The sequence below is a fragment of the Robertmurraya mangrovi genome, assembly GCF_034427655.1.
Classification (GTDB): domain Bacteria; phylum Bacillota; class Bacilli; order Bacillales; family Cytobacillaceae; genus Robertmurraya_A; species Robertmurraya_A mangrovi.
The window spans coordinates 39366-52306 of record NZ_JAXOFX010000008.1; the positions used below are offsets into that span (position 1 = coordinate 39366).

A 12941-nucleotide genomic window follows, 5' to 3' on the forward strand; every position below is an offset into this window, starting at 1 on the left:
GAGCTACTTCCCGATAATGTTTCGGATAACCTTCATGAACTTCCTGATAACAATCTGGCATAGACCGATAATTTCTTGGTACGGATTATAAGGTTTTGGTACGTCCATATAACTAACTATTTGGAGGCGTTTCAAATCGAAATTCAACAAGCTTTAGATGATTTTTTACTGTACCTTGAAGTGGAACAAAATTATTCCCAAAATACCCTTGACAGCTACGAAAGCGATTTATCTATTTTTTTGGCATTTTTACAACATCATAAGCGATCTACCGATCTTGATGATTTAAATCCTTCCATCGTTCGTCGCTTCATTCAGCACCAGACCGTTCACGGATCGATCAGTCCAAGAAGCATGCAACGACGGATTTCCAGTTTAAAGTCGTTTTGTCAGTTTTGTTTAAAGGAAAAAATGGCTCAATCGGACTTTACAGCAGGGATCATCGCTCCAAAAGCGGACAAAAAATTACCAAAATATCTAAATTTACAGGAGCTCAAGCAATTGTTTGTATCATTAGAACAAGCAGAAGGCCCTCTCTCCCTTCGAAACGAAACGATGTTTAAACTGTTAGGGACCACTGGAATGAGAAAGCAAGAGTTAGTGAGCTTAACATGGGAGCAAATTGACTTATACAATGAAACGATCAAAATATTGGGAAAGGGAAAAAAAGAACGTCTTCTTCCCCTTCACTCTTCTGTTGTTCCATTATTAAAGGCTCTTAAACAATCGTTACAAGAACATCAGACTCATCCACTAGAACCCGTTTTTCGCAACGGGCATGGAAGAGCTTTTGACCCTCGAGGTGTCAATTTTATTTTTAAAGGGGTGTTACAAAAAGCAGGTCTCCCTCCCCACCGTTTTACGTTACATCACCTAAGGCATACGTTTGCGACGTTATTATTGCAGCAAGGTCATACGGAAAAAGTGGATGAACACGGAAACATTATATCCATTACACAAGAAAAGGTGGACTTGCGAACCCTCCAAGAACTATTAGGGCATGAATCACTTGCAACAACTCAAATGTATACACATATAGATTATGAGGCAAAAAAGAAAGCCATTGATTCGTTTCACATTTAATTTAGTATGAATAGTCGAAAGCTACCATATAAGTAGGTAGCTTTCCTAATAAAAAAATTACATTTTAACCAGATTCATTTCCGCTAGTTTCTGTGCTAACTGAGGGTTGGTCTTCGTTAATTGAATAAAGTATTCAATAGAAACTTTTTCACTAGCAGTGTTATTTGGTGAGAAATTAGATTCCGTGTCTGCTTTTAAGGTTATTGAATCTTCTAATGCCTCTCCTGTTCCTTTCGCTTTACCATTCTTTCTTTTTTCTAGGTTTTCATAAATTTCATTCTCAATGTTTGTTAATTCTCTCCGTAAGGCACGAATCTTTCTCTGATCTCGTCTCAGATAGTATTGAATATTGTCCTTCGTGATGGTATGTCCGAGAAGGTATTTGATGTTATCTAACTCCATCTCTCTCTCATCTAGAATAGTAGCAATTGAGCTTCTATAACCATGTGGAGTTACATGTTTTTCACCTTCCCAACCAAGGATCTTATTAATTTTATTAGTAATAAAGTTGATCTGCTTATTTTGCAATGGTTTCCCGGATAAGCCATTAAGTAACTGGTCTTCTGGTTGAAGATCATAATACTTAATATGATGTTTAATATCTTCTAATAGACGTGGAGGAATAGGGAAGTATTGAATCTTATGTTTGTTATTCACTATTCCTGCATAGTAATAAATTAGTTCTTTATCTAGCAAAACATCTTGTACTTTAATGTGAGACAAAGCATGTCCTCTTAAGCCTGTGTTAAACAATACCCCTATAGTCACGAACACATCCTGTCCCTCTTCATTTTTTAGGTATTGGGCTGTTTCATAGACATCAACGATTTCATCTAGTTCTAGTGCTCTTGAATGAGCACCTATTGCACCAAGTGGAATATTAGCAATCAGAAATGGGTTACTTGTAATGATACCTAATCCTTTATAAAAACCAAACAAACCAGTTAAAGATGCCACTCTCCTTTTTATTGTAGAATATGCCACTCCTTCATTGGTTGAATTTTTAATCCATTTGTCTACATGATGAAGGGAAATATTTTTGAGTAAAGGCTCAAAACCCTCTTCAAAACAAAAATCTTCAAAGTTGTCTATATCCCTTACATAGGCGCTGTATGTGTTATCCTCCCAAGAACGATATTCTCTCATTTCCTCTAAAGCAATTCTGATTGTCCATGTTGGCAATGCTCTTTTTTCTATGGGTTGTTTTCCTTCTCTTTCTTCTTGTTGGTTTGCTGTTTCATTTTTCTCCATTTATTTCTCCTCCTGGAATAGAAACAAAAGAAGCACTCGATTAAATAGAAGTTAATTCTAGATAGAGTTTTACTATCCAAAATTACTCCTATAAAACCGAGTGCTCCTCGCGTTTGCATTTTATGTATTTTCTATCCTTAATATAACATAGTTCTAAGCTCTCCCACAAGAATGAGTTCAATATTTATAATAAAAGTCTACAGCATATAATGTCGTCTACTAAAATAAATTAATGGATTTAGCTTTCCGAATTCTCTCTTCATCGTTAAAACATATAATATGTGGGTGGATAAATTTAAACAGAAGGTCGATAAAGACCTTCTTGCAGACCCCTTTTATTCTTTATAAAGGAACTTAGCTAGTTATACCTTGTTGGTTGTAGTCTATAACTTGCTTTTTACCGTTTGCATGATTATTGAGTAATACCGAAAAGTTTGTTATTTCGTTCGTTCTCATTGATGTACTGTGATAAAGTTTCAAACTTTTTTAGGTGGTCGTTGGCTAATGTAAATAAGATACCGTACCATTGGAAGTTATTATCTACATGGAGAGGACACCCTTCTTCTCCTTTATTTTTCCGTCATTTAAATAACGGTGAGAATAATTAAAAGAATACTCTTTGTCATTGAAAGGCTCTAACCTCTTCTTATGCTGAGACACAAAGTTATCCTTTAAATACTCCTTAGATTATAACCTAATCAATGTTATTTAGACCTTCGATTTCAATTTCTTCTCTAACAACAACAATGATGTCAGGGCGTAAAAATAGTACAAAAATAATTAAAAAATAAATTTTTATAGTTTGTTTTCCAAATAAAAATTACATTCTAAATTCCATTTAAAAAGTCAAAAACTATAACAAATCCTATAACAAATATAATTGTGAATATCCCAAATAATATATATTAAAATTAGTACCTGTTCTCCCACAAGGGATTAGGTTTTTTTTATAATTTTCAAAAAAAAAAAAAATGTAAAGTTCGTTGTCAAAATAGAGGCATAGCTCTCCTTATGTTTTTTTGTTGTTTTATTAGACAAGCTAACCCTATTTTGTACAGCTAAAATTAATTAATGGCTATTATAATTGTTTTGATATTCAAAAAAATGGAAGTGCATTGGTATAAAAATAGCCTAATGGGAACATTTGGTTAGTTCTCGTTAGGCTTGTTGAACTAATTTACTTTTTAAGGAATTCGGTGCAAAGTCTAAACAAAGATGTCCAACACAAATAAGCCGTTAACCTTACTTTTTTTATAAAAAGTGGTACAGCTTAATAATCAAGCCAACTGTTGTCGTCGTAGATCCCCATGGGTTTCGCACCTGCTGTGGCTGGCATTGTTATCGTATTTGTATGCGGAGACATAATAAAAGGCATTTGTTTTTTCCTAAAGAAACGAACAATTCGCTTTAACTTATTAGACTCTATATCTAATTGTGTCTGTTTCGTTAAAACTGCTTCCTTCGCTAGGATACCGATTACCTCTCTAGGTTTTAACTGGGCAAACAGTTCGTCAGAATAATTTAGACCCAATTTCATACATTCAATATTAAATGAAGATTTCAATGCTTGGGTGTGTTTTGAATAAACTACATCTATTGAAGTTTGTAAACTTGTCCAAGGTTCTTTTGAAGAAACGTCTGACATTATTACGTCAACATGCTTAATTTTTTGTATGTCTTGGTCAATCAACACTTTGTGTTCTTCGCTTGAGTTAGTGATGAAATATTCTACTAGTGATGGGATGTGTACTTTTGTAAAAGAATAACCAGTCGTAGATATAGCTTTAGTATTTCCTAGTTCAGTTTCAATTGCAGCTAGGATCACCTTCTTCATTTCCTCTAATAGATAGAAATCAGTAAAGTGGTTCTCTGCTTTACCAAGTAGGTCATAATATAGGATGTTTTCGTTTTTCTCTTTAAAATACTTCTTTAATGAAGAACGATAGATTTCTAGACCAGTTAGACCAAAGAGCTCCATTAATTTCTTCTTTTTACCCGTAAAATAATTGAACGTCTCTGGCTTCATATCTTCGTGGTACATATGGTAACGGTCTGCTAATAAACGGATTTCTGTTTCACTTGCAATATTTTTAACAGTATCTTTCTCGAATAAACTTGGATTGACCTTCAAGCCAATTACATGTTTGTTTTTAAGATATTTGCTAGTACGGTTCTTTTTATTATTCACATAACCACATACAGCATGGAATTCTTTTTTGTAGCTAGGGTTATTTTTATCGATAGGTTCAAATTTATCAGGAAGACGAACTAGGATCATCTCTTTATCAATTAGGTGGAAAAGATCTTCTGTCATAGATTTATAGTCATCATAAACATGCATGCCTAATTTTTCGTCGTGCAAATGGTTCTTATATAGGTTTTCGACAGCAACTTTAGTGTATTGGTTTCTAATATTTAAAGTTGCGATATTTAGAAATAGTCGAACTTGGTTTTTCGTAAGATTTAAAAAGTCAAGGGAATTAAAACATTGTAAATGTTTAAGGTAAGTCTCTTCCCCTTTTGTAAACAGGTGAAAACTAGACACATAATAACCGTTTTCAAACGATAGTAGTGCCTTGTTGTTGTATGTAGTTTGGCATAATTCTACCAGGGCGGATTCAAGAGAGCGGCGGTCACAAAACATTTGTTGTCTTACGTACTCCTTATCAAGGTGAATACGTCCATCCCGATCAATGAAAGAAGCTAATTGGAAAAGTAATGAAATTGCGGTTTTCGACAGTTTTAATTTGTTTCTTGAAAAATCCTTTATGATTGTTCTGTTTAACTTCGGGTTGTGTATGCTATGATTCATTTTTTTCTCCTCTTTCACAACTAAATCGACAGTTTAAATTTTTTCAATAAAAAAGCACCACAAAAACTCTTGATTAAGGTAAAGATTACCTATCAAGTAAATTTTTGTGGTGCTTCCACTAATCGTTATGATGTTATGTTCTTTGCAACTAAAATAATATTTTAGTATATACTTATTAAATCATAATAAAGTTTTTTTTTCAATGAATTTCTCTTATAGAAAAAGTAACTTCCTACTTTATTCATATCAATTTGATAAGCAAGTGGGAGTGTAAAATGTTCCACTTGCTCTTAATTATCGTTGATTTAATACTTACTTAATATTTAAATATTTATACTTTCAGCCTGTTTTTCATGGGTAAATATATTAAAGTTGTAGATGGCTTTTTATGTCTCATTTGCCTTTGTATCGCTGGTAAAGAGAATCCATTCTGATCCATTAAATAGGCCATTGTTGCCCGTAGGTCATGTGAAGCTACTTTCCTTTTAATTTCTGCTTTAGAAGCTATTTCCCTTATTATCTTATTCAACTTTGCATTGGTAAGAGGCCTCTTCTTTAAAAAGAATAGTTCCTTATCTGTAGAATTTTCTAACCATTCCTTAAAATACGGATGATTAATATAAACTTGTAAGTATTTCTTTAATGCTGGTGTCATTAATACAGAACTAGCAAAAGTTTTCTGCTTCCTATCAATTACAATAACGTTTAGATCGAAATAGATTTGAGAGAGCTTCAAAGAGCATATCTCCCTAGACCTTAATCCACAAGTAAATTGTAATAGTATTAAAACAAAATATTGAAGCAAAAACGGGTCAAGTATTGCAGCAGCCTTAAGCATACTATCACTTTCTTCCTTACTTAATGCTCGGTTTTTTATGGCTCTGTAATGAAAAGAAGAGGGATATCTTGAAAAAGGGTTTTCTTCAATTAATTCCAGGTCCTCAATAAACTGAAAAAAACTTTTTGCACACGAGAAGTGATTCCCCAATGTAACTTTAGTTTTTTTCTCTTTCAAGTACTCAACGTAGTTATCTACAAAGTCAAGATCAATAGGTTCATACTCATCATCATTCTCTGAGTAGTAAAATTTATTGAAATCTAGCTTGTCATTTCTATATCCAAAAACTCTAATGAATTCTCCTAACTCTTTTAAAACACTCCTATAGCGCTCTATAGATTTATCTGAGTAACCAGATAGCTCAACGAATTTTTTATAATAAACAGAATCAATCAGCAAATTTTCCATATAAAGCCTCCTTTTGCTTTAGATATTCTAACTCCACATTTGCATATGGATGCTTTTCTAATTCCTTCTTTACTTGATCAGGTAATAATCTAAGGTAAGTCTGGGTTGTGTTGATATTTTCATGACCAAGCAATTTGCTTATCTTGTAAATCTCCATTCCACTTTCATAAGCATATAAAGAGAAAGTATGTCTTAAAATATGGGGTGATAACGAAGCATCCTCAGAAAACATTTTTTCTTGTATTCCTCGTTTTTTAATATTGTTCATCATTTCCCTTATTGTGCTTGTAGCGAGGGCATTAGTTCCATTAGTTGAAAAAATATAAATCTCGCTATATTTTAATTTTGTATATCGTTCCTTTTTATCTGCGTACATGAACTGGACATACGTACTCATAACATCAAAAGAAACATCCGTCATATAACGTTTCTCATATTCACTTTTTCCTTTAGGCATAATAAGTATAGCTTTATCATTCCAATCGATATCTTTTATCTGAATATTAACTAATTCATTTGCTCTAATTCCTGAACCTAACAATGTCCAAAAAATGGCGTAGTTTCTTAAAGCTGATGTAGTCTCCTTAGCAGCCTCTAAAATAAAATTTATTTGTTCAGAAGTAAGAGCCTTTGGAATGCAATTGGGATTATCTTTAATCTTAAGTGTCTTACCTAATAGGAAGTCCACTTGTTTCTTGTCTAAAATATCTTTAGCAACAGATTTTAGAAATGCTCTTAAAAACGAACTCTTCTTTTTCCTTGTGCCCATATTTTGTTGTTTATTTAAATACTTTAGTATTATTTCTTTATTGAACACTTCAGTAATTAATACTTTTGTTCCTGAAGTCAATTCTTTTTCAATAAACCCCTTAAAAGATCTCATTTCGCTTTTGTAGCCTCTTTGAGTTTCTTCTCTCTTATCTACAAAATATGAAGTTGGAGAGGTAAAAAATAGATTCTCAGCCTCTTCAAAAGTCAGTATTTTTTTTGGTTCTTCTTTTATTACCTTCTTAATAATATTCTTTTTTAATATCTCTTTTTCAAACATAGCTGGCCCAAACTCACCAATTAACTGAGCTAACTTTTCATCAAACAATGCCTTTTTTGATTTCTGTCTAATTTTACTCATAACCTACCTCATAATCTATCTTGTTAATTCCCTCTTTTAATTCAGATGAGTAGTAGTGAATATACTTAGATGTTGTTTTTAAAGAATCGTGTCTTGCCAAAGTTCTAACATCTACTGGTTCAACATTTTGACGTGCTAGACTAGTAATGTACCAATGTCTTAAAAGGTGGGGACCGCCTTCTAAATCCCAGTCTGCCAAAATCTTATAAAGCGAGAAGGCATTTTCTATTCTAAATTTAAAAGTTTTTTCTTTTTCATCATTGCTTTTTCTGAATATGAAACCTATTCTATCTTCAAAAGGAATTTTGTTTATCAATTTATAAATGACATCTGAAATAGGTAGTGTGTGACTTTTATTACCCTTTGATTGTACTGCAATGGTTTTTGTACCTAAGTTAATATCTTCCCACCGTAAACGATAAAGTTCGATGATTCTAAAACCTAAAAAGGAAATTAATGCAAATGCCAAAGTATCTTTATTAGCTTCTTCTGCATATATTTTTATTGACTTAAACAATCCGTGCATGTCAGAATCATCTGGCAATTTTCTATAAAAGTAATCACTAGCTTCAATGTTACTAACAGTTAATGCTATGTTTTCTCCGATTAAATTAAGTTCATATATGCGTTTAAAAAAAGTCTTTGTGTCTTTAAGTCGTTGTTTGCAATTATATTTTGTAAAAATCCCTAATTTACTTTGCCTAATTAAATACGCTTTATATTCAAGAAGGTGCTCCCTTGTGATTTCCCAAACAGATATATCATCGATAAGGATACCTTGGAACTCACGTAGAGTTGGTAACCATTTAAAGAAGCTTTTTATTTGCCGTTCCATCTTTTCAATTCTTGCAGCTGACCGATTTCTTCTATGAAGATCTTTTGCATACAAATTGAATATTGGATGGTTTAGCTTTTGTACTACCTTAGATTTGTGAATAAATACCACCGGATTGCATTCATCAAGGTAATAGTGAAGTTCGCTAAAGAGCGATGCAAAAAAAGTACTAGTGATCAAGCCCTCCATAATTCCTCTATCCGCTAATTCAAATTTTGTAAGTTTACTTGGTTCTTTATTTAGTTTTCTTGAAACCAAATTCTCGAGGTCAGCAACTCTGTTTATCAATTTTATAAGTCTTCCAGGTGCAAATTGCCTCTTCTGTTTTATAAAATCTCTCAATGTTTTGGACTGAATAATTGACAAATACTTTGTCAGTATAAATTCTTTTTGACCTTTTGCACCTAAATTTATAAGAAGTTTATGACCTTCTTCTAAAAAAACTCCAGTTGATTGATTAAATGCGTTGTTAAGAATAGTAATCAGCTCCTCGACTACTTTTAAGTTATTACTATTCTTATTCTTAACAACATTTACCAATTTTATACAATCAATTGACAAAAGTTCTTTTACTCTGTCAATTGATTGACGAGTTCTTCCGAACTCGTAGGGTTTAAGGGTTTTTTTTCCAAATGGCAAATCATGAAAAATTAATGACGTGTTTGCTGTAAGAGCTTCATCATATAGTTCATTTTCTTCCTTTTTGAATTGTGCTTGATCACACTCTTTTGAATCTTTATCAGAAAAATTTTTCGTAACTTTCTTATAATCATAATTAAACGAAAACTGTAAGTGTGTTTCCATTTCTACATTTACCCCTTTTTTATCACAAAAAAAGCACCACTAATAATGCGATGCAGGTAAATATTTTACCCATCGCTTACTAGTGGTGCTCCCACATATTGTGAATTATATAATTTAACTTTCATGTGTATTCATATTATCTATATTTCTATTAAATCAGATACCGTATGAACCTGTCAATAACGACTAACTCTATCTCTTTAGAATCTAAATCAAAATGGAAGTATAATGGCCAAATGTCAGTGCTATTAAAAAGTTTTACAAGATAAATTTATATATAGCCATTGAGTGGAGTAAATAATGTATTTAATTGCCTATTTATTCTTCGTCAAAATATAAAACTTTTTCTAAAGGAGGGCAATCCAAAGTTTTCCAAATTAATAAAAAATGCCTCAAAGAGACTTCATGATTATTACTTAAAATTTGTGAAACAGTACTCCGTGGCAAACCTGTCTTTTCGCTCAACCATACCTGACTTTTATCTTTCTTTTTAAGAACTTTTTTTAGCCTATTTTTCAATGTGTATTTTTTATCATTAGCTTTTCCAATCAACCAATCAGCAATCTGGGGACCGGATCTTAAAATGTTATCTATATATGATTCTAGGGCAGACTTAATTAAATCTTCTACTTCAAATTTTTGTTCTTTTTTATCATCCCAATAAAAGAGATAGTCACCTAATTTTTGAAATTCATCATATAGTTCTTTTTCTATACTAAACTCTAATTCTACAACATTATTATTGTCCATTCGCCCACTTCCCCACTAATATTACTACCATATATTAAGCTAATTGCTTTTTCTTAAGACTAATTTTATTTTAAAAATTTTTTCACCTCTTGATAATACATTTTTCTGTAAATCTTCTTAATCCTTGTATTCATTATCTCCCTCAATTATATTGCCTTATTCTTTTTTTAATCACAATATGTCCATTTCTTTAATTCACCTTCTTCACCGCTACCTCAGCAAGAGTCGGTCATTTCTTCTTTTAATTCTAATGCATTAGTATTTAGCTCCATGTCCCTCATTTTAGTCGTACAAAACCACCCTTTAAGTTATATTTTATTTCTTCAAATATTCAAGCAACTGATTTCATATGAGAATAATTATCAATATTTTCACTCTCACTACCTTTTGATTCCCCACCTTTGGCTTCAATGATCCACATATGTTTTTGTGTACTTTTGTATTTTAGAGTTTATGTTATCGAAAGATTGAATAAAATATCCCTGTGATCTCTTTGTTTACAAAGAAAATATGATTTTTTACATCTATGCCTACTGCATAGTCTAGATTACCGATCAGATAGTATTCCAAAAGTTTTTCACATTCCTTAAACCTATCATCCTTACTTGTTTTTCCTTCATTTGAATAAAATATATTTTTACACGTAGACGTGGGAAGATATTAAAGTCGATTGGGGGTACTTTATCGTTGAATAAGTGCAAAAAAACGTGATTACGGACGAAATTCAGTTCCCTCCTCCATATTTCTCTAAGAAGGTACGTTTTTCTCATGTTTAGTTTAACTACAAACAAAAGAACTCACATTTCCGGAAAAGTCAATTGACCTTTTATAAACTACGTAAGGTCGCCACGAATTCAAAGAATTGTCACAAGCGAACAAGAAAGACACACCCTTTTCCCTTTTGTTCCTATTATAATAGGATAAAAGACACAGGAAGGTGACTCGGAATGGATATGGATGCAGATTGTACGTTAAAACAATTACAACAACATATTCACCGAGAACGAAAAGGTCTCATCCAAATCGGTCTTCGGTATGGCCTACAACACCCTTTTACCCTTCAAAAGAGCCAAGAACTCGATGCGTTGATTATCCTGTATCAAAAGAAAGTCCTTTCTCCTTAAACACCGCCCCTCCTCTCGAGTCCCAAAACACCAAGGATATGAAACACACTCTTATTCCGGCTTTCCTTGTGGTAGAATAAGGAAAAAGGACTGGAGTGTGATGATTTTGTACAAAAATGGACTGGATTTTCCGTACGAAGGCTTTATTCAGCATGCCATAGAAGCCCATTTTGATATGGGTGGGTTTATCATGGAACACCTCCCACATACCGATTATGCAGGAGTGCATACCGAAACAGGCGAACGTTGGAGAATTGAAGCCAAGGGATTAACCTCTGCGGTAGGACTGGATTTCCGAACCGGTCTTGGGCAACTTATTCAACGAATGGATGAGCCAGAAGCCCGTTATGGAATAGCGATACCGAATATCCCCGCCTATCTCAAACAAGTGAATCAAATTAAACCTTGGGTGAGAGAGAAGTTTGGTTTGTTTATCCTTATCGTTTCAGAAGATGGGGAGGTTCAGTACGTATACCCGAACCAACCCATATATATGGAGGAATGTTAAGTGTTTCGTAGAGTGATAGATGAACTCAATCAATCCATGAAAGAACAAGTATATACTCTGACTGGTCAAGATCTTTATGACCTTAAGAAAGGATTTTATGAAAAAAGCGTAGAGTTTATGGGGCACAGTAAGAATCTTACCGGAATCACTGAACTCATCCTCAATCTTTATTTCAACCATTTTCTTGGAGCACTTCATTCCCCTTACGACATTCAACGTAATTATAAGTTGGTAGGACAAAATGGGCGGGAAAACGAGTTAGATCTGGCGTTTCTTCGTCCAGATGGAGGGATTCAAGCGGGCATCTCGGTTAAACGTCAAATCGGTAATGCTGGATGGGAAAAGCATGAAAAACCTAGCCCCCTCTACGATGAACTAACTTCGATGTATCAATCCAAGAACAGCCTCATCCAAGATTTATGGAGACTAGAGAATATGAAACTTGGACCTATCGGTGCGTTTCCAACCGTCACTATTGTATTTGAAGACGTTACGAGTGTAGACCGTGGCATCATGAAAGACATTACAAAAAATCTTCCTTCCTATGACTATCTCGTCTTGCAAACGCACCATAAACCGCTATTTTCCGAACTAAAGAAGAAACTCCAGATGTATTAGAAAAGAGGAGAGCCCTATGAATATACGAATCTCTCTAGTCATTTCCATCCTGTTTGTTCTATTGGTTGCCTATCTCACTCATTTAGAAGAGCCGGAGAAAGAACTCATCATTTCGGAAGCGAAACTTGTTATCCCGTTTGATACGCTTGAAGAAATGCACAGTATGTCTCCTCTCATTGTGGTAGCGAAAAAGACTAGTTTCAAGCCGGTCATTCAACTGGATGGATTAGGTCATCCCATTTTTGACTATACCGTTTCCACCTTAAAGATCATCACCGTCATCAAAGACGAAACGGGAAAACACCTTTCTCCTGAAACAGACATACGAATCCTAGAAACGGTTGCCTCAACGAGAACCAAAACTTATAGTACGGCTGGCTATATGCCAATGAAAGTTGACCATCCCTATCTTCTTTTCTTAGATTACAATCTTTCGGAAGAGGGTCCACTAGTGGGAGCGTACAACATCCAAGGAATTAGTGTTGGAAAATTCCCAATTGAACCGGATACAGGGGCCATCACACAACTGACTCCTAGAGAAAGCAAACATCTTACTCCCTATATCCTCCACCTTCATCAGGACTTTGCTAAAAGCATCACCAAGTACGACAACCTTAAGTAAAGATAGGAGGAATGAAAATGGAATACATCGTCGTTCTGGGTATTGTTGCGATTGCCTTCTCATGCTATTCCATAGAAAGTAGTCTTCGTACAACGAAAAAACAAAACCAAGAAATCATTGATTTATTAAGAGAAATCAAGAATAAGTGAACCATAGGAG

12 protein-coding genes are annotated in these 12941 nt (G+C 33.7%); 6 read left to right on the top strand and 6 right to left on the bottom strand.

Annotated elements, in window-relative coordinates; translation table 11 throughout:
- The first annotated feature begins 120 nt into the window (after positions 1-120).
- Positions 121-1083, top strand: a complete 963-nt coding sequence (locus SM124_RS13105; protein ID WP_322446976.1) for a tyrosine-type recombinase/integrase — start codon at positions 121-123, stop codon at positions 1081-1083.
- 57 nt (positions 1084-1140) lie between these two features.
- On the opposite strand, the gene SM124_RS13110 is transcribed toward SM124_RS13105, so the two are convergent.
- The 6 genes from SM124_RS13110 to SM124_RS13135 all read right to left on the bottom strand — a co-directional run bounded on the left by SM124_RS13110 (position 1141) and on the right by SM124_RS13135 (position 9910).
- Positions 1141-2334, bottom strand: a complete 1194-nt coding sequence (locus tag SM124_RS13110; RefSeq protein ID WP_322446977.1) for a tyrosine-type recombinase/integrase — start codon at positions 2332-2334, stop codon at positions 1141-1143.
- A gap of 1270 nt (positions 2335-3604) precedes the next feature.
- Positions 3605-5146 carry a hypothetical protein gene (locus SM124_RS13115; protein WP_322446978.1) on the bottom strand — a complete coding sequence of 514 codons (1542 nt, stop codon included), beginning with the start codon at positions 5144-5146 and terminating at the stop codon, positions 3605-3607.
- A 331-nt stretch (positions 5147-5477) separates the two neighbouring features.
- Complete coding sequence (locus SM124_RS13120; protein ID WP_322446979.1) at positions 5478-6392, bottom strand: tyrosine-type recombinase/integrase; 915 nt, start codon at positions 6390-6392, stop codon at positions 5478-5480.
- On the bottom strand, positions 6373-7521 hold the full coding sequence (locus tag SM124_RS13125) for a tyrosine-type recombinase/integrase (RefSeq protein ID WP_322446980.1): 1149 nt from the start codon (positions 7519-7521) through the stop codon (positions 6373-6375). The genes SM124_RS13120 and SM124_RS13125 overlap by 20 nt, the downstream gene beginning before the upstream one ends.
- Positions 7514-9160 (bottom strand): tyrosine-type recombinase/integrase, encoded by a 1647-nt coding sequence (locus SM124_RS13130; RefSeq protein WP_322446981.1) that lies wholly within the window; start codon positions 9158-9160, stop codon positions 7514-7516. Before SM124_RS13130 ends, SM124_RS13125 begins: the two co-directional genes overlap by 8 nt.
- 318 nt (positions 9161-9478) lie before the next feature.
- Positions 9479-9910: a helix-turn-helix domain-containing protein gene (locus tag SM124_RS13135; RefSeq protein WP_322446982.1), complete on the bottom strand. Its 432-nt coding sequence runs from the start codon at positions 9908-9910 to the stop codon at positions 9479-9481.
- 947 nt (positions 9911-10857) lie between these two features.
- Between SM124_RS13135 and SM124_RS13140 the strand changes: the two genes are divergently transcribed.
- The 5 genes from SM124_RS13140 to SM124_RS13160 all read left to right on the top strand — a co-directional run bounded on the left by SM124_RS13140 (position 10858) and on the right by SM124_RS13160 (position 12931).
- A complete protein-coding gene (locus SM124_RS13140; RefSeq protein ID WP_322446983.1) occupies positions 10858-11034 on the top strand; it encodes a Spo0E family sporulation regulatory protein-aspartic acid phosphatase in 177 nt (58 codons plus the stop codon).
- A 100-nt stretch (positions 11035-11134) separates the two neighbouring features.
- Entirely contained in the window at positions 11135-11542 is a 408-nt protein-coding gene (locus tag SM124_RS13145) for a hypothetical protein (protein WP_322446984.1), read from the top strand.
- Positions 11543-12160: a hypothetical protein gene (locus tag SM124_RS13150; RefSeq protein ID WP_322446985.1), complete on the top strand. Its 618-nt coding sequence runs from the start codon at positions 11543-11545 to the stop codon at positions 12158-12160. It begins immediately after the preceding gene.
- A 16-nt stretch (positions 12161-12176) separates the two neighbouring features.
- On the top strand, positions 12177-12782 hold the full coding sequence (locus SM124_RS13155) for a hypothetical protein (RefSeq protein WP_322446986.1): 606 nt from the start codon (positions 12177-12179) through the stop codon (positions 12780-12782).
- A gap of 17 nt (positions 12783-12799) precedes the next feature.
- A complete protein-coding gene (locus tag SM124_RS13160) occupies positions 12800-12931 on the top strand; it encodes a hypothetical protein (protein ID WP_322446987.1) in 132 nt (43 codons plus the stop codon).
- Positions 12932-12941 lie beyond the last annotated feature (10 nt).

Bases quoted from the DNA above. Each gene is read 5' to 3' on its own strand.
- SM124_RS13110 (WP_322446977.1), bottom strand. From the start codon at position 2,334: ATGGAGAAAAATGAAACAGCAAACCAACAAGAAGAAAGAGAAGGAAAA.
- SM124_RS13115 (WP_322446978.1), bottom strand. From the start codon at position 5,146: ATGAATCATAGCATACACAACCCGAAGTTAAACAGAACAATCATAAAG.
- SM124_RS13120 (WP_322446979.1), bottom strand. From the start codon at position 6,392: ATGGAAAATTTGCTGATTGATTCTGTTTATTATAAAAAATTCGTTGAG.
- SM124_RS13125 (WP_322446980.1), bottom strand. From the start codon at position 7,521: ATGAGTAAAATTAGACAGAAATCAAAAAAGGCATTGTTTGATGAAAAG.
- SM124_RS13130 (WP_322446981.1), bottom strand. From the start codon at position 9,160: ATGGAAACACACTTACAGTTTTCGTTTAATTATGATTATAAGAAAGTT.
- SM124_RS13135 (WP_322446982.1), bottom strand. From the start codon at position 9,910: ATGGACAATAATAATGTTGTAGAATTAGAGTTTAGTATAGAAAAAGAA.
- SM124_RS13140 (WP_322446983.1), top strand. From the start codon at position 10,858: ATGGATATGGATGCAGATTGTACGTTAAAACAATTACAACAACATATT.
- SM124_RS13145 (WP_322446984.1), top strand. From the start codon at position 11,135: ATGATTTTGTACAAAAATGGACTGGATTTTCCGTACGAAGGCTTTATT.
- SM124_RS13155 (WP_322446986.1), top strand. From the start codon at position 12,177: ATGAATATACGAATCTCTCTAGTCATTTCCATCCTGTTTGTTCTATTG.
- SM124_RS13160 (WP_322446987.1), top strand. From the start codon at position 12,800: ATGGAATACATCGTCGTTCTGGGTATTGTTGCGATTGCCTTCTCATGC.